The sequence below is a fragment of the Pseudomonas sp. G11 genome (assembly GCF_029457515.1).
Lineage (GTDB): Bacteria > Pseudomonadota > Gammaproteobacteria > Pseudomonadales > Pseudomonadaceae > Aquipseudomonas > Aquipseudomonas gorinensis.
In genome coordinates this window covers 3,987,472-4,005,061 of sequence record NZ_CP120377.1, presented here as the reverse complement: position 1 = coordinate 4,005,061, position 17,590 = coordinate 3,987,472, and the positions used below count along the sequence as shown (strand labels likewise).

The 17,590-nt window shown below is 61.4% G+C and carries 13 protein-coding genes; 6 read left to right on the top strand and 7 right to left on the bottom strand.

The features are described 5' to 3' along the window. Positions 1–53: 53 nt before the first annotated feature. On the bottom strand, positions 54–446 hold the full coding sequence (locus tag P2T68_RS18530; protein ID WP_069076113.1) for a DUF6152 family protein: 393 nt from the start codon (positions 444–446) through the stop codon (positions 54–56). A gap of 237 nt (positions 447–683) precedes the next feature. Between P2T68_RS18530 and P2T68_RS18525 the strand changes: the two genes are divergently transcribed. Beyond that, positions 684–2,021 (top strand): hypothetical protein, encoded by a 1,338-nt coding sequence (locus P2T68_RS18525; RefSeq protein ID WP_069076114.1) that lies wholly within the window; start codon positions 684–686, stop codon positions 2,019–2,021. Positions 2,022–2,086: 65 nt separating this feature from the next. On the opposite strand, the gene P2T68_RS18520 is transcribed toward P2T68_RS18525, so the two are convergent. The 3 genes from P2T68_RS18520 to P2T68_RS18510 form a co-directional block, all read right to left on the bottom strand. Then, the gene (locus tag P2T68_RS18520; RefSeq protein WP_024075471.1) at positions 2,087–2,650 is read right to left on the bottom strand and encodes a cytochrome b; all 564 of its coding nucleotides are present in this window, start codon (positions 2,648–2,650) and stop codon (positions 2,087–2,089) included. 82 nt (positions 2,651–2,732) lie between these two features. Then, positions 2,733–4,187, bottom strand: coding sequence for an aldehyde dehydrogenase family protein (locus tag P2T68_RS18515; protein ID WP_024075470.1), 1,455 nt, complete (start codon positions 4,185–4,187; stop codon positions 2,733–2,735). A 27-nt stretch (positions 4,188–4,214) separates the two neighbouring features. After that, positions 4,215–5,591: an aspartate aminotransferase family protein gene (locus P2T68_RS18510; RefSeq protein ID WP_069076116.1), complete on the bottom strand. Its 1,377-nt coding sequence runs from the start codon at positions 5,589–5,591 to the stop codon at positions 4,215–4,217. 192 nt (positions 5,592–5,783) lie between these two features. On the opposite strand from P2T68_RS18510, the gene P2T68_RS18505 reads away from it, so the two are divergent. After that, positions 5,784–6,758: a helix-turn-helix domain-containing protein gene (locus P2T68_RS18505; protein WP_024075468.1), complete on the top strand. Its 975-nt coding sequence runs from the start codon at positions 5,784–5,786 to the stop codon at positions 6,756–6,758. Positions 6,759–6,980: 222 nt separating this feature from the next. Continuing rightward, the gene (locus P2T68_RS18500; RefSeq protein WP_024075467.1) at positions 6,981–8,429 is read left to right on the top strand and encodes an APC family permease; all 1,449 of its coding nucleotides are present in this window, start codon (positions 6,981–6,983) and stop codon (positions 8,427–8,429) included. Here P2T68_RS18500 and P2T68_RS18495 read toward each other — a convergent pair. Further along, positions 8,426–9,919, bottom strand: a complete 1,494-nt coding sequence (locus P2T68_RS18495) for an MFS transporter (RefSeq protein ID WP_069076068.1) — start codon at positions 9,917–9,919, stop codon at positions 8,426–8,428. The genes P2T68_RS18500 and P2T68_RS18495 overlap by 4 nt on opposite strands. A 64-nt stretch (positions 9,920–9,983) precedes the next feature. Continuing rightward, positions 9,984–12,035: a methyl-accepting chemotaxis protein gene (locus P2T68_RS18490; RefSeq protein ID WP_277377980.1), complete on the bottom strand. Its 2,052-nt coding sequence runs from the start codon at positions 12,033–12,035 to the stop codon at positions 9,984–9,986. 343 nt (positions 12,036–12,378) lie between these two features. On the opposite strand from P2T68_RS18490, the gene P2T68_RS18485 reads away from it, so the two are divergent. From P2T68_RS18485 to P2T68_RS18475, 3 genes are all read left to right on the top strand, one after another. Next, on the top strand, positions 12,379–13,827 hold the full coding sequence (locus tag P2T68_RS18485) for an APC family permease (protein ID WP_193689332.1): 1,449 nt from the start codon (positions 12,379–12,381) through the stop codon (positions 13,825–13,827). Between the two features lie 78 nt (positions 13,828–13,905). Continuing rightward, a complete protein-coding gene (locus P2T68_RS18480) occupies positions 13,906–15,336 on the top strand; it encodes an aldehyde dehydrogenase family protein (protein ID WP_277377979.1) in 1,431 nt (476 codons plus the stop codon). A gap of 3 nt (positions 15,337–15,339) precedes the next feature. Then, positions 15,340–16,665 (top strand): hypothetical protein, encoded by a 1,326-nt coding sequence (locus P2T68_RS18475; protein WP_024075462.1) that lies wholly within the window; start codon positions 15,340–15,342, stop codon positions 16,663–16,665. Positions 16,666–16,675: 10 nt separating this feature from the next. Here the strand turns inward: P2T68_RS18475 and P2T68_RS18470 are convergent, their stop codons facing one another. Then, positions 16,676–17,434, bottom strand: coding sequence for an IclR family transcriptional regulator (locus tag P2T68_RS18470; protein ID WP_024075461.1), 759 nt, complete (start codon positions 17,432–17,434; stop codon positions 16,676–16,678). Positions 17,435–17,590 lie beyond the last annotated feature (156 nt).

The window sequence follows — 17,590 nt, the reverse complement described above, 5'->3', positions numbered from 1 at the left end:
CGCGTTGCTGGTTTGCCCAGTTCTGGTGTTGCCGCATTCGCAAAGGGCTGCGTTCAGCCGCCGCCCGAGAGCACCACGTCACCCATCTTGATCTCCACCAGCAACCCGCCCGGCTCGCCGCTTTTCAACGGCTTGAACGACACCTCGGCGCTTTCGCCAGCCTTGACCGAGCTGGACGTCCAGCCCGTGCGTTGCAGCGCGTTGACGCTGCCCGTCTCGATCTTGTAGCGCTGTGCCGGCGGGCCGGGAACGTCGAGGTAAATCGTGATGTGGGGGTTGGTCCAGGCGAAGCGCTCGACGACACCCTTGATCGTGATCGTCTGGGTCTGGTCGAACAGCGCAAATGAATGGTGGGCACTGGCAACAGGCGGTAAGGCACTGCAGCCGATCAGGGTTAGAAGACAAAGCCCCTGACGGAGCAACGGGAAGCGTGACAAAGGGGACATGGCGGGGGGCCTCGTTTTTTATGGTTCTTATGAACCGAGCATAGGGAGCTCGCGTGCAGAGGCGTATCCCAAAACGGCAACCGTTGAAGGTTTTCAGGCGCTTGGCGCGGATGAGGTATCCCGTAACGACAGATTGGCGCGCAGGCCCTTGCAGATGCTGATTTGGGTTACCGCGTTGGCGGCCCAAGCCGAAACACTTGGGCTTTACCTCAGAACTATAAAAACAGGAGAGACGTTATGCGCATTCCCCCCTACGCACCCTTATTGTCGATGGTTGCACTCTGTGCGGTCGGCGTGCAGGCACATGCCTACACGCTCTACACCGAAGATGATGGTGCAACCGTCTTGAACGCCGACCTGGGCGCCGCATTTGGTTGGTTTGGCAGTACTCGTAACTACATCGGTGACCCGGAGAAAGAGCCCGGCAGCATGCGCTGGCAGGAGGGCTACGCCAAATATGGTCTCAACGGCACGACCGACAAGATCATCGCGGGCTCCGTCTATGGCGGTTTCAGCCTGCTCAGCAGCGGCACCTGGGGCGACGGGGACGCAGGGGCGATCACCGCGGGCAATGAGCGCCGTACCGACGTGGAAGATGCTTTCCTCGGCTGGAGATCAGGCGACCTGCTGCCCGCCCTCGGCAAGGACGGTGTGGATTTCTCTTTCGGTCGCCAGTTGGTGACGGTGGACGGTTTCCTGATCACCGATGATGGCTACAACCCAGGCAAGGCGTTCAACCCCATCGAGGGCGTGCGCGATGGCCGGTTCGACAGGGGGGGCGCCTTTTACCTTGGCCAACGCCTGGCGTTTGGCAACACGGCGGTGCTGAAGCTGGGCGGCAAGGAAGGGCTGCACGGCAGCTTGATATGGTTGAAATCCGATAACCCCGGGCAGTCCAAGACCGAACTGGCAGTGGGCACTATCGACTACACAACCGCCATCGGTTCGATCGGTTCGACCTACATACACGGCCTGGATGTGGATGAGAAATATGCCTTCGCAGATCGGCTTGAACGCAAGGGCATGAATGTCTACAGCATTCGCGGGCAGGGCAACGCCGGGATTGAGAACGCCGACTTCGCATTCGAGGTGGCGCGCCAGGAAAAACGTTCCGGTTCACAGCGGGCGATGTTCTTCGACGCGGGCTACACCTTCACCGATGTGCGATGGCAGCCGACGGTCAGTTATCGCTATTCGCGCTATTCCGAAGGGTGGGACTTCCTGTTCCAGGGCGGCTTTCGCAAACGCTACCAGGGTGAAGTCGCGTCCAACTACGCCGGTTCAGTGACGTCGAATATGCAGATCAACGACGTGCTGCTCTCTGTCCGGCCCACCGAGAAATTGACCCTGAACGCGATGGCCTTCGACTACCACCAACTGTCCCGTCGCAATGAACGGGACTTCGCGGCGCGGGAGGTCGACCTGTTTCTGGATTGGATGGTCACGGATAACATCACGCTTTCGCCGTTGATCGGCCTCTATAAGCCTGAGAAGTGGTTAGGCAACGGGGGCGGGCAGAGCGGCAGCGCGTCGACCAACACGTACATGCAGTTCATTGTGTGGGCGACGTTCTGAGTTGTCATTGAGGGCTGTTGCGGGGCCAGGCAGGCGTTGACGTTTTGCGTCAACGCCTCATCCATTCAGAGCATGCGGCGCAGCACATCGTTGCGCGGGTCGCGGTCGTAGAAGCGATGCTTGAGGGCGCCCGCCACATGCAGCACGATCAGGACAAGCAAGCTATAGGCGAGGACTTTGTGCAGCCATTGGAACACGACGAACCAATCGTCATTCTTTGGCAACAGCTCGGGCAGGTTAACCCCAAAAAAGAACACGCCGTCGCTCATGGTGAACGTGCTCGACATGGAGTACCCCATCAACGGCACGATCACCAACAGCACATACATGGCGCGCTGAATCAGGCGTGACAGGAACCGTTCATACCCCGCCAGGGTTTCCAGCGGCTGCGGCAAATTGGGGGTGCGAAAGCGCACGGCGAGCTGAGTCAGGACCACCAGGAACGTCAACACCCCGAAGGACTTGTGCCAGGGGTAATACAGCTCGAATTTGCTCGCCACCTCATCATTCATTCCAGTCATATGCCAGCCGGCCCAGAGCAGGCCCAGCACGAGCACGGCACGCACCCAGTGCAACACGCGCAGGGAGGTCGGGTACCGATCGATTGTCGGTTGATCTATTGGGTTCATGTCAGGTTCTCCACGGATCGATGCACGGTTGAATGGCCACCCTCAACGTTGGAGGGTGGCTCGGTCAGGACAACGAATAGGCTCAGGCGGGCAGGAGGACGGTGATGACTTTCTCCTCGGTGTAGGCCAGCGCGCCGCTGAACCCACCTTCACGTCCGATACCGCTGGTCTTGACGCCGCCCCAAGGCAGGTTGGCGTCCAATGGGCTCCAGCAGTTGATGCCCACGGCGCCAGCTTTCACTGCCGCAGCAACGCGGTGCGCTCGTACCAGGTCGCTGGTCCAGACCGTGGCCGCCAGGCCGTAGCTGCTGTCGTTGGCCAGGGCGACCGCTTCGTCTTCGCTGTCGAACGTAATCAGCGTGCCGACGGGGCCGAAGATCTCATCCCGGGCGATTTCCATGTCGTTGCGGGCGTTGGCGAAGATCGTCGGACGCACGAACCAGCCCTGCTTGGGTGCCGAGACGCCGCCGGCCAGCAGCGTGGCGCCTTGGTCGATGCCCAGTTGGATGTAGCGGTTGACGCGATCGAATTGAGCCTTCTTGGCCACCGGCCCCATCTGTACGCCGGGCTCGCGAGGGTCGCCCACGCTCACTGCCTGTGCGGCTTCGGCCAGCGCTGCACCAAAACGGTCGGCGAGGCTGCGTTGCACCAGGATCCGCGAACCGGCCGCACACACCTGGCCCTGGTTGGCGAACAGGCCGAGGGTACAGCCGCGCAGGGCGTCGTCGAAGGACGCATCATCGAACACAATCTGCGGGCTCTTGCCGCCCAACTCCAAGGCCACGCGCTTGAACAACACACCGGCGGTGCGCTGGATTTCACGCCCAGCCTCGGGGCTACCGGTGAAGCTGATCTTGGCAATATCCGGGTGTTCGCACAGGGCGCGCCCCACTTCATTGCCGTAGCCGGTGACCACGTTGATCACGCCGTCCGGGAAGCCCGCTTCCTGCGCCAGCAGCGCCAGGTGCAGGGCCGACTGCGGGGTTTCTTCCGATGGCTTGACCACGACGGTACAGCCCGCCGCCAGCAACGCAGCGAGTTTCCACACCGTGATCATCAGCGGCGAGTTCCAGGGCACGATGGCACCCACCACGCCGACCGGCTCGCGCACCGTGTACGACAGGGTTTTGGTGCCGAAGTAACCCCCGGTGGGAATGGTGCGACCTTCAAGCTGGTTGGCCCAGCCCGCGGCGGCGCGCAGGTTGGCGATCGCGTTGGGCAGGTCCATCCGGCGCGGCTCGATGGGGGAGCGGCCGATAGCGTTGGCGTCCAGATCGGCCAGCAGTTCAGTGTCGCGCTCAACCAGGTCGGCCAGTTTCGACAACAGTCGGCCACGCGCGGCGCCGTCGAGTTGGCTCCACTCGCCGCGTTCCAGTTGCTGGCGTGCAGCGGCCACCGCACGGTCGACATCCTCGCGGGTGCCTCGCGCGGAGCTGCCGTACACCTGTTCATTCACGGGGTTGACCAGGTTGATACGACGACGGTCGAAGGCTTCGCAGGACACACCTTCGATGAAATGATTCAAGTGCTCAGTCATATTGCGGTCCTCGAGTAATGGGCAAGGTCATGCTTTGAGAGAAGCCAGGGCGTCGCCGAAGATATCCAGGGCCTTGAAGAACAGCTCGCGAGATATGGTCAGCGAAGGCATGACGCGCATGACGTTGCTGTAGCGGCCACACGGAATCATCAGCACACCGTGGTTGAGCAGGTAGCCCATCAGTTGGCCGATCTTCTCGCCCGCCAGGGGCGCCTTGGTGAGTGGGTCTTCGATCAGTTCGATACCGATCATCAGGCCGCGCCCGCGCACTTCGCCGACCAACGGGCTGTTGAAGGCGCGAATATGCGCCTGTGCCTCCAGGCCCAGGGTGTGGGCGCGGTTGAGGAGGTCAAGGTCCGGGTCCTGGAGGATGCTGATGTTGGTCAGTGCCACCGCGGCCGACAACGAGTTGGCGGCGAACGTGTTGGGCATGGAGCCGTCGGGAATCTGCGCCGCCAGGTCCGAGCGCATGATCAGGCCGGCCATGGGCAGGTCGCTGCCGATGCCTTTGCCGAAGGTGAGCATGTCGGGCTTCACGCCGGAATGTTCGACCGCCCACATCTTGCCGGTGCGACCGGCACCCGATTGCACTTCATCGACAATCAGTAATGTGCCGCTGCGGTCGCAGGCCTTGCGCAGCAGTTGCAGGAACTCCGGAGAGGGTGGCACGTAGCCGCCTTCGCCCTGTACCGGCTCCACGATCACGGCAGCCACGTCATCGGCCGCGGTGTAGGGGGTGTTCAACAGATAGTCGATGTACTCACCGGCGATCTGCTCGGCGCTCTTGTGGGTGGTGTCGAAAGGGAAGCGGTAGGCGTAAGGGTAGGGCGCGTGAATCACGCCACCCATCTGGGCACCAAAGCCCTTGCGGTAGGCCGTGCCGGTGGTCAGCGAACCGGAAGCGTGCCACACGCCGTGGTAGCCGCCGTGGAAGGCGATGATCTGGTGCCGCCCGGTGACGCGCTTGGCGAACTTGATCGCCGCCTCCAACGCATCACTGCCGCTTTGCGTGAAGAAGGTAACGCAGTCGCCACGCAAACCCTCGGGCGCGATTTCGGAAAGCTTGGCAGCCAACTCGGTACGCCGGGTGCTGTTGATTTCCAGGGCATGCATCAGCACTTCGGACTGTTCGCGAATCGCTTGCACCACTTTGGGGTGGCAGCGGCCCACGCTGCTGACACCGACGCCTGCGGACAGGTCGATGTAGGTGTTGCCGTCGGGGTCTTTGAAGGTCGCACCGAAGGCACGGTCCATGGCCACCGGCATACGTCCGCCGCCGCGCGCCATCGACTCGGTGCGCGCCGACAGCGCCAGGGCTTCGCGGGTCTTGGGGCCGGGCAGTTCGCCGGAAATAATCTGCGGGGCATCTGCAAAGTGCAGGGATTGAAATTTGGCTTCACTCATGACGGTCTCTCTGGAATGTCTATTTAAGTGTGCCGATCATCTCCGGCGCGCGTTCCAGGCCGGTATCCCGAATCGGCACATGGTTTGCTTGCATTCCAGCACATAAACAATTTGCAGGACTTTTGCGATGTGCGACTATCAATTGGATCGCCGATCTAAAAAAAACAAAAATATTGGTAGAGGCATGCCCCAATGAAAAACCAAACGATCAGCCATTTTCGCGATATCCATGTCCATGCAGCCACCATCCAGCAGTGGAACCAGGACTACAGCCAGTTAACCTCGGGCTGCGCCGAGAGCACGCTCATGCAACTGACAACCTCGGGTTGCCACCTGTTTCTCGAACAGATCAACCAGCGCGTGGTACAGAACGGCGTGGCGCCTAAAGGCAAGATGTGCTTTGCCGTGCCGATCAACGTCCCAGGATCGATTCGCATGCAGGGGCGCGAGGTAGATGACAGCAGCCTGTTCTTTCTCCATGGCGGCGAGGAATTCATGTTCCATATGCCGATGGGCATGGAGCTGCTTTCCATCACCTTCGAGCGTGAATTATTCGATGAGGCGTTGGAGCAGACCGCTTCGGCCAAGGAACTCAACCGGTTGCTGCGCCAGCCGGTGATCAGGGTTTCCCCCCAGCGATTTGCACAGGCCCGGCGCCGATTGCTGGCGCTTTTCTCCCAGGCACTGGTGTACGAAGATCTCGATAGCACGCTGGATCAAGAGCGCGAGGCGGCGTTGGAGCAGGCGATGCTCAGCGAGTTGTTGCAACTGATGATCGACCCAGCCTGCGACAAGCAACAGCGCAGTCCCAGCTCCACGCGCAGTTTTATCGTAGAGAAATGCCACCGCCTGGCGACCGGCGAAATGATCAACGTGCCCAGCGTGATCGATTTATGCCAACGCCTTCAGGTGAGCCGACGCACGGTGCAGAACAGCTTCCGCTCGGTCGCCGAGACCACTCCACTGAATTACTTGCGCTCCGTGAGGCTTAACGGTGTCCGTCGAGCCTTGATGTCTACCCGCGCCTGCGAGCTGTCGATTGGCGATGCCGCGGCCCAGTGGGGCTTTTATCACCTGAGCCATTTTGCCGCGGAATACCAAGAGCTGTTCGCGGAATTGCCATCCCAGACTGCCCGAGCCGCCATCACGAGTTGTGTGCGGGCCTGACAAACAACGCTAGAAAGACCTGAAATAGCCTGCGTCATCAGCTCTGAATGCGCAGGAGCTTCGCTGTGGGTGCTTGAGTTACCGATTTGGGATATCGGGGCGTTGCAGCGCAGGCATAGGATCAGTGCCAGCGTGCAATAAGAACGACAAGCTGTTTGGTGACGCTGCGTAGCCGGCTGCACCGATCCTAAAGCGACTGCCTCATACAATAAGGTCAACAACATGAGTGTATTTAACCCGGTCAACAGCTCCACGGAGCTCAAGCGTGGTGCCCTGGGTGTGGGCTTCATTATCTTCTTCGTGGTGTCGGCGGCAAGCCCGCTGAGCGTGATCGCCGGCGGCTTCCCCATTGGCATCATGCTGGGCAATGGCGCCGGTACCCCGGCCTTGCTGATCCTCGCCTTGCTGGTGCTGCTGGCGTTCTCGGTGGGTTACACCACCATGTCGCGCCACGTGACCAATGCCGGTGGTTTTTACGCGTTCACGTCCCGAGGCCTGGGTGGCCTGGCGGGCGGTGCCGCCGGGGTGCTGGCGATGTTTGCCTACAACATCCTGCAGGTCGGGTTGTACGGGATGTTCGGCGGGGTGGTCAGCGGCACCATGGAGGCTGCCTTCGGCTTGGCGTTGCCCTGGTGGGCTTACTCGCTGATGGCGATGGCGAGCATCGCGATCCTGGGCTATCGCAAGATTGACCTGTCAGCGCGGGTGCTGTCGGTGATGGTGATCGCCGAATACCTGGCGATCCTGGTCCTGGACTTCGCCATCCTCAAGTCCGGCGGCGACAGCGGCATCAACCTTGACTCGTTCAGCAGCAGCCATGTGTTCAGTGGCACGCCGTCAATCGGCCTGCTGTTCTGTTTCGCCGCCTTTATCGGCTTCGAGGCCACGACCATCTACGGCGAAGAGGCCAAGGACCCCAAGCGCACCATTCCGATTGCGACTTACTGCTCGGTGTTGCTGATTGGGGCGTTCTACGCATTGTCGGTGTGGTCGATGGTGGTGGGCGTCGGCGCGGATAAAATCGTGCCGATGCTGCAGGCCTTGCAGGACCCGACCACCTTTATCTATGGCATGTCCGACCACTTTGTCGGCCCGCACCTGACAAAGATTATCCGCGTCCTGTTCATGGTCAGTATTTACGCCGGGCTGTTGGCCTTTCATAACGCCGCCGCGCGCTACTTCTATGCGATCGGCCGTGACGGTTTGCTGCACAGCCAGTTAGGCACGACCCACCGCGTGCACCAGAGCCCGCATATGGGCTCGGCGTTGCAGAGCCTGATCTCGGCCGTGGTGGTGCTGATTTTCGCTGCGCTGGATGCCGATCCGATCCTGCAACTGTTTGCCTGGCTGTCCAACCTGGCCACGCTCTGCGTGATTTTGCTGATGGCGCTCACTTCGGCAGCGGTGCTGATGTATTTCCGAGGTCAACCGCAGCTCAAGGTCGGGGTTTGGCGTGGGCAGATTTTCCCCGGTTTCTCTTGCTTGGCCCTGTTGGCAGTGCTGATCCTTGCCGTGGTGCATTTCGACGTGCTCACCGGCGCCAGCCGATTGCTGTCCTACAGTCTCTGCGCGATTATTCCATTGGCCTTGCTGGGCGGCGTATTCCTCGCGGCGCGGCTGCGCAAGGCATCGCCAGAGCGGTTCCTGGCCTTGGGCAGCCACAAGCTCTAAGGCGCGGCCCGCGGTGGTTGATGGCCCAGCTTGACCAGCAGCGCTGCGATCAAAAGCAGCGCTGCCGACGCCACCAGCACCGCAACAAAGCCCGCATCGAAGGCCGAGCGGGCGAATGCGCGCAGCATCGCGGCGCCTTCGGGCGACAAGGTTTCGGCGACCACCAGCGCATCGTCCAGACTGTCGAATGTCGCGGGATTGCGGCTCAGCCACGCTGGAATCGCCAGGCCCGCCGAGTACGCATAAATCGCCGACAACAGGCTGCCCGACAGCGTCACACCGACGGCACCGCCCAATTCAAACGACACCTCCTCGACGGAGGCGGCCATGCCGGCCTGATCGGCCGGTACGCTGAGCATGATGGTGCTGGACGACGCCGTCAGTGCTGCGCCAATGGTAAGCCCCAGCAGCCCAAGAACGATCAGTTGCAGGTACACCGCCGCCTCATACAACAGCAGGTAAGCCAGCATCGACGCCGCGGATAGCAGCAGCGTCCAGAACAGCATCCGCTGGTTCCCCAGGCGAGGCAGGTAGTAACCGGCAAGCGGCCCGGAGATAAACGAGCCCAGCGGTAGCGGGAGGATGAACAATGCCGCTTCCAGTGGCGACAGGCCCAGCACCAGTTGCAGGCGTTGGCTGAACACCAGCTCCATGCCGATCAACGCAGCAGCCGACACAACCGCCGCAATCACCGCGTTCCTGAAACCGGAGGAACTGAACAGCGCCAGGTCGAGCATCGGTTGGGTCGCGCGGCGCTGGCGCCGAATGAATAGCGTCAGGAACAGCGCGCCCAGCACCAGTGCGATCAGCATGCCTTCGAAAGAAGGCGTGCGCTTGCCGAGCTCCTTCACCGCATACGCCACGCTGATCAAGCCGATCATCACCTGCAGCGACCCCAGCCAGTCCCAGCGTTTGCTCGCATCCCCGGGGTTATTCGGGATCAATAGCGCGCCGACGACCAACGCGACCAGCACAATCGGCACGTTGATCAGGAACACCGAGCCCCACCAGAAGTGCTCCAGCAGCAGGCCGCCGATCACCGGGCCGAACGCCGCGCCGCCTGACGCCACCGAGGCCCAGATGCCGAACGCCATGGCCTGTTCACGCGGGTCGGTGAACGTCACCCGCACGATCGCCAGCGTGGCGGGCATCATCATCGACGCGCCGACTGCGAGGAAACCACGTGCACCGATCAATACAGCGGCGGAGGTTGAAAACGCCGCCATCAGCGAGAACAGGCCAAACACACCAAGCCCGCCGATGAACAGGCGTTTGTGCCCGAGACGGTCACCGAGTGTCCCCATGCCCAGCAGCAGGCCAGCGGCGATCAACGCATAGATGTTGACGATCCAGAGCTTTTCCGAGGCTGAAGCATTCAGCTCTCGGGTCAGCGTGGGCAGGGCGGTGTAGAGCACCGTCATGTCGATGACGATAAGCAGCAATGCGCTGGAAATAATCGCGAGGATCAGCCAGCGGCGTGAAAAAGTCATGGGTGGTGCTCATTGAAGGCGAATGGGAGGGCGGCCACTGTAGCTCAGTCAGGCGGCATACCCTTTACACGCGGAAATGCCTGACCAGTTGCTGCTGGTGATTGGCCATTTGATGCAGTAAATCACTGGCCTCCGACGCCTCGTTCATCCGGCCGGCGAGTGTTTCGCTGATGCCACGAATGTCACTGACCCGATGGCTGATATCGTCTATCACGCCACTTTGCTCCAGTGCCGCGCTGGCGATCTGCTGATTCATCTGTTCGATCACATCCACGGCCTTCGAAATGCTCTCCAGCGCCACCCGGGTTTGTTGTACCTGGATCACGCTGCCGCCGGCTTGTTCGCGGCTTAGTTGGGTGCTGTGCACCACAGCCTGGCTCAGCTGTTGCAAGGTTTCGATCACCGTGCGTACCTGTTCGACCGAGCTCTGGGTGTTACTCGCCAGGTGCCTGACTTCGTCGGCCACCACCGCGAAACCACGGCCCTGTTCGCCGGCCCTGGCCGCTTCGATGGCTGCATTCAACGCCAGCAGATTGGTCTGCTGCGCGATGGCGCTGATGACGTCCAGTACCTGGCCGATCTGGGCGCTGCTATGGGCCAGCGCGTTGACTTGTTGGAGGGTGGTTTCCAGGCGCTGATCAAGGGCCTCAATGCCGCGCTCGGCGGTTGAGAACACCGCCTGGCCTGATCGGCTCGCGCTTTCTGCGGTGGTAGCTGCGTTGGCGGCGCTGTGGGAGTGACGTGCCACTTCCTGGGCGCTGGCGCTCATTTCGTGCAAAGCGGTCGCCGCCAGCTCGACTTCGCGGTACTGACGCTGCATGCCAACACTGACTTCGCGGGCAATGCCTGACGATGTATCGGCGCTGTTTCGGGTATCCATCGACGCGGTCTGGATATCGCGAATAATGGGCTGCAACGTGTCCAGGAAGCGATTGACCCCAGTGGCCAAATGCCCCAACTCGTCGCGCCTGCCGGCGGGCAGGCGCTGGGTGAGGTCGCCGTCACCTTCGACAATGGCATCGAGCAGCTCGGCCATTTTGATCAATGGACGTGTCACGCCGTAAGCGGCGAGCCAGATCAGCAGCATACCCAGGATGCTGGCAAAAATGCCCAAGCCCAGGTTGAGCCAGTTGGCCTCGCGGCTTTTAGCGTCCAGTTCGCTTTGCATCAGTCGGGCAGACGCCTGCACCCGTGCTTGCGCAACCTTGATCTCCAGTTGCCAGGCCGGGTTGCCCGCCACGGGCTGAAGGGGCTGGCGTATATCGAGCGTGTCCCCCGAGACGTTGCCGCTGCGTCCTGCCACTTGGCCCGCGGCCGACATAATGGTGACTTCGTTGTTGCCCTGGTACAGGTCCTGACCGAGGTCGGCGGCCAGCTTCTGTAGGGTGTCGAGGCTAATATCCATGCCCACCACGCCGAGCACTTTGCCGTTGACGATCAAGGGGATGGAAATGCTGCTCATCAGGGATTTCTGGCCTTCCACTTCGATGGTGTACGGCTCGACCACACACACCCGTCTTTGTGCTTGAGGGCAAGCGTACCAGGCGTTTCCCGGTTCGCTGCCGGGGGGCGCGGTGTTCGCGGCGATTTGTGCCTCGCTCAGTACCTCTTGCACCAGTTGCCCCGGCTGACTCTGTGACCAATACAGCGCGAAGCGCCCGGTTTCATTGCCTGCCATGGCGCGTTGGTCGCGCCAGGCGGCGTCAGTGCCGGCCAACGCATCCGGCAGCATGATGACGTACAGGCCGAGCACTTTTTCGCGCTGTTTCAGGGCTTCGCGGGCGCTGCTGATCAGGGCTTCGCGCAATTGCGCGACCGTCAGGCGACCGTTGAGCGTTTGCTCGCGCAGTTGCAGAACCTGTTGCGCAAACCCTTCGCCATATAGCGCGGTTTCACTGAAAAAACGCTCCACCTGTTGGCCATGCGCCATGGCCTGGGCCTGCAAGCGCTCCAGCGCAGCGTGGGCGAGCAACTCGCTGCTCTGCTCTTTAAGCAGCTTTGCACTGGCTTGATTCTGATATGCGCTGGCGCCAATCAGGGCCGCCACTACTGTCAGCAGGCAGAGTCCGCTGAGCAGGGTGATACGCCATTGAATGGTGAGGTGAGCTAGATGCATGGTCGGGGCGTCCTACAAGTGGGCTTCGCGATGATGGGCTGGGGGGCGAGCCCTCATTCTTATTCTGGTTGCCGGCATCCGGGCATAGCACGGCTGAGGCTAGGTTGCAGGCATGACAGGCCAGGCGGCTATCCCAAATCGGCAACTGCGCCGGGATTGAGCGTGCCGCCTCGACCTGTTTTGGGGCGTGGCTTCGGATGCTACCGATTTGGGATAGCGAGCGGCTCAAGGGCGGGCATAGGATCAAATTCAGCGCGCAACTAAAACAAAACGCTAACCGGTGCCGATGCGGTGTGGTCGGGCCAACCCTAAAGCGACTGCCTCATAGAATAAGGTCAACAACATGAGTGTATCTATCCCGGTCAACAGCTCCACGGAGCTCAAGCGTGGTGCCCTGGGTGTGGGCTTCATTATCTTTTTCGTGATTTCGGCGGCGAGCCCGCTGAGTGTGATCGCCGGTGGTTTCCCCATCGGCATCATGCTGGGCAACGGTGCCGGTACCCCGGCCTTGCTGATCCTCGCCTTGCTGGTGCTGCTGGCGTTCTCAGTGGGCTACACCACCATGTCGCGCCACGTGACCAATGCCGGTGGTTTTTACGCGTTCACGTCCCGAGGCCTGGGTGGCCTGGCGGGCGGTGCCGCCGGGGTGCTGGCGATGTTTGCCTACAACATCCTGCAGGTCGGGTTGTACGGGATGTTCGGCGGGGTGGTCAGCGGCACCATGGAAGCCGCCTTCGGCCTGGTGTTGCCCTGGTGGGCTTACTCGCTGATGGCGATGGCGAGCATCGCGATCCTGGGCTATCGCAAGATTGACCTGTCGGCGCGGGTGCTGTCGGTGGTGGTGATCGCCGAGTACCTGGCGATCCTGGTCCTGGACTTCGCCATTCTCAAGTCTGGCGGCGACAACGGCATCAACTTGGACTCGTTCAGCAGCAGCCATGTGTTCAGTGGCACGCCGTCAATCGGCCTGTTGTTCTGTTTCGCTGCCTTTATCGGCTTCGAGGCCACGACCATCTACGGCGAAGAGGCCAAGGACCCCAAGCGCAGTATTCCGATTGCCACCTACTGTTCGGTGTTGCTGATCGGTGGTTTCTACGCGTTGTCGGTGTGGTCAATGGTGGTGGGCGTGGGTTCAGACAAGATCGTGCCGCTGCTGCAATCCTTGCAGGACCCGACCACGTTTATCTACGGCATGTCCGACCACTTTGTCGGGCCGCAACTGACCCAGATCATTCGCGTGCTGTTCATGGTCAGTATCTACGCCGGGCTGTTGGCCTTTCACAACGCAGCAGCGCGTTACTTCTATGCCATCGGCCGTGATGGCTTGTTGCACAGCCTGCTGGGCACGACCCACCGCGTGCACCAGAGCCCGCATATGGGCTCGGCGTTGCAGAGCCTGATCGCAGCGGTGGTGGTGCTGATTTTCGCCGCGATGGATGCCGATCCGATCCTGCAACTGTTTGCCTGGCTGTCCAACCTGGCCACGCTGTGCGTGATTTTGCTGATGGCACTGACCTCTGTGGCGGTGTGCGTCTACTTCCATCGCCATCCCGAGCTTAACGTCGGGCTCTTGCGCGGACGTATCCTGCCCGGTTTCTCCTGCCTGGCGTTGTTCCTGGTACTGGTGCTGGCGGTGGTGCATTTCGATGTACTGACCGGTGCCAGCCAACTGCTGTCATACAGCCTCTGCGCGATTATTCCCGCGGCCCTGATCATCGGCATCGTGCTCGCCGCGCGGCTGCGAAGGATCTCCCCGCAACGGTTTCTCGCCTTGGGCAGCCACAAGCTCTAAGAACGCTCCAGTTAATCAGACAATTACCGCCTGTCGTTGCTCGACAGGGTGGGTCTGCACGTGAAAGGAAGGTTTCAAATGCACAACTACAAGATGCTCATCGATGGTGCTCAAGTGGCCGGCGAACAAGGTCAGTTTGACGTGATCAACCCGGCCACGGGTGTCGCATTTGCCCAATGCCCGGCAGGATCCCTGGGGCAACTCGACCAGGCAGTCGACGCCGCGCAGCAGGCATTCAAAAGCTGGCGCCACAGCAGCCACCCTGACCGCTGTGAGCGTTTGTTGGCGATTGCGGCGGATATCGAGCAGGAGGCCGATTCACTGGCCCGGCTGATTGTGCTGGAGCAAGGTAAACCGCTGGAGCTGGCGTTTTCCGAGGTCATGGGGGCCGCTGCCTGGACCCGCTACGCGGCCGCTCAGGAGATCGCGGTGGAACTGGTGGAGGAAACCCCCACGCAACGCGTCGAACTGCACCGTAAACCCTTGGGTGTCGTGGCGTCGATCACCCCTTGGAACTGGCCGTTCATGATCGCCGTGTGGCACATCATGCCGGCGCTGCGTGCCGGTAACTGCGTGATCAGCAAACCGTCGAGCCTGACGCCGCTGAGCACCTTGCGTCTGGCGCAAATCATTGCCCGTCACGTGCCCCAGGGCGTGATCAACTGCGTGACCGGTGAGCAGGGCTTCGGCAGTGCGATCACCTCGCACCCCGGTATCCAGAAGATTGTCTTTACCGGTTCTACCGCTACCGGGCAGAGCGTGATGCGTGGCGCCGCCAGCAACCTCAAGCGCCTGACCCTGGAGCTGGGCGGGAACGATGCGGCAATCGTATTGCCAGGAACGTCGGTGGAGGCGGTGGCCGAGGAAATCTTCCAGGCGGCCTTTCTCAACATGGGCCAGACCTGCGCGGCCCTCAAGCGCCTGTATATCCACGAGTCGCAGTACCAGGCCTTTGCCGATGCGCTGACGCACATTGCCGCGCGCCAGGTGGTGGGGGATGGTCTGGAGGCCGGTGTGACCTTCGGGCCCGTGCAGAACCTTGAGCAACTGGAACTGGTGGAGGCGTTGGTCGCCGACGCGCGGGCAAACGGTGCACGGGTGTTGTGCGGCGGTGCGCGCCTGGATAAGCCTGGGTTTTTCTATCCGCCCACGCTGGTTGCGGACGTTACCGACGGGCATCGCCTGGTGGACGAGGAACAGTTTGGCCCCGTGCTGCCCTTGATTGCTTACCGGGACGTGGAGGATGTGCTGCGCCGCGCCAATGCCGGTGACATGGGGCTCGGCGGATCGGTCTGGGGACCAGATACCGAGCAGGCCCAGGCCTTGGCCAGTCGCCTGGAAAGCGGGGTTGCGTGGGTCAATTGCCACGCACAGATCCAGCCGAACACGCCGTTTGGCGGCAGCAAGATGTCGGGGTTTGGCGTCGAGTTCGGCCTTGAGGGGCTGCTGGAGTTCACCGGCCAGCAACTGTTGTTTGTGCGCAAGCGCGCCACTGAACAAGGCGTTTGAACCATGCACACTCCAACACGTTATCCCGTATTCGGTTGCACGCTGGTGTGCACCTTGGCACTTGGCGTCATCCATCCAGTGCACGCCTATGAGTTGTACAGCGATGAGGGCCGGCATCTCAATGCCGACATGACCGCCGTGTTCGGCATGTTCAACAGCCGCAAGAACTATGACGGCACATCGGGCGGTTCCACCTGGCGCGAAGGTTTCATCAAGTATGGATTGAGCGGCGACCAGTCCCTGGCCGGCAATGGCACTGCCTATGGGGCTTTCGCCCTGGTCAGCTCCGCCACGTGGGGTGATGGTGATTCGGGGGGCAATAGCGTCGGTACCGAGCGTACAACAAAGATTGAAGACGCCTACCTGGGCTGGCGCTCCGGTGATCTGTTTCCGCTGTTGGGCAAAGACGGCGTGGATATTTCCGGCGGACGCCAAGTGGTCAAGGTCGGTCGAGGGTTCCTGATCAACGATGACGGCCTGAATCCGGGCAAGGGCCCGGCCGATGGCAGCTTGAACCGTGGTGGCGCTTACTACCTGGCGGCCCGGCACTCGTTCGATCAGACCGCCGTGTTGCGCCTGGGTGGCCAGGATGGCCTGCATGGCAGCGTGTTGTGGCTCAAGTCGGACAACCGCATCCAGGCCGAGACCGAATTGGCCGCCGGCACCCTGGATTACACCGCCCAACCGGGGACGCTCGGCTTGACCTGGGTGCATGGCCTCGACGTGAACGATCAATGGGCCAGCGACTTTCAGCGCCAGCGCAAGGGCATGAACATCTACAGCGTGCGCGGTGAAGGCGATGCAGGTATCAAGAACGTCAGCCTGGCGTTCGAGTACGCCTGGCAGGACAAGGATACGGGGCCTGAGAAGGCTTGGTACGGCGAAGCCGGCTACACCTTCGCGGATACCGCCTGGGCCCCCAAGGTGACTTATCGCTACACCCGCTATTCGCAGAACTGGGATGCGCTGTTCACCGGTTTGAGCACAGGCTACGGCACCTGGTTCCAGGGCGAAGTGGCCGGTAATTACGCCGGGCCGTTCAACACCAATACGCGCATCCACCATGTCGGGTTGAAGGCAACCCCACTGGAAAACCTGAGCCTGGGCGCGCTGTATTTCGATTACGCCACCGTGCGTAAAAGCAATGCGCTGAACCTGGATGGCCGCGAGTTGGACGTGTATGCCGAGTGGGCCGTCAACCCGCACTTGATCATCACCCCGCTGGTGGGGCTCTACAAACCCAACCAGGACTCGACCACCGGTGGCAATCAAGTCGGCGGCAATGGCACCAACCTGTATAGCCAGTTGTCGGTGGCCGTACCGTTCTGAGCGTGACGGGCTAGGCCGTGGTGCTGCTCGGCGGGTTGCGCATGTTTTCGGCAATGCGCCGGGTGGTATCCATGACCATTTCGATCACGGTTTCCTGGCGCAGCAGCTTGAAGCTCTGGCTGCTGCCGACGGCGGACAGGCTGCCGACCACTTCGTCCAGGTCCGCCTGGATGATCGGCGCGGCGATACCGGTCAGGCCCAGGTTGAGTTCGTCATGGGTCAGGCAGTAACCGTCCTTGCGGATTTTTTTCGCGGCCTTGGAGAAGCTTGCCCAGTCATACGGGCTGTCCGGGTCGTTGGCCATGTGCTCGTCGAACAAGCGTTGCAGGCGGCGGCCTTTCTGGAAGGCGATCAGAACCTTCGATTGCGCCCCGCGGAAAAACGGCAACGGTTGCCCGCGCCCGAACGCAAAGTGATAGGTGTCGGTGGGTTCGGCGATATAGGTGTTGATGATGCGCCCGTCGTAAAACACGCTGGCAAACACCGCCAGGCCCGTTTGTGCGGACAGCTCGTGCATCAACTCGCGTCCGGCAATAAGGATCGGGTCGTACTGACGCATCATCCAATCCAGCTCAATCACACGCGGCCCCAGGCCGTAGCTGCCGGCGTCCACGCGGGTGAGCATACCGGCGTCACATAAGTCCTTGACGTAGCGGTACACGGTTGCTCGTGACAGGCCCATGCGTTCGGCGATGGTGTCGGGTTCGATCTTCAGCGTCTGTGGACCAAACAGGTCCAGGATACTCAGCAATTTGCTCAGGCTGCTCATTGTGTTCCTAAAAGAAAGGGAAGGGCGGTTGTTGCGTACCGGCAGGGATCCGGCCACCCACGCGAGCCCCAAGCGCTGGAGCAACACTACCTCAGTGAGAGAAAAACGCAATCTTGGGCAGGTGTTTTCCCTGATTAAAATTGCATTTATCTCAAT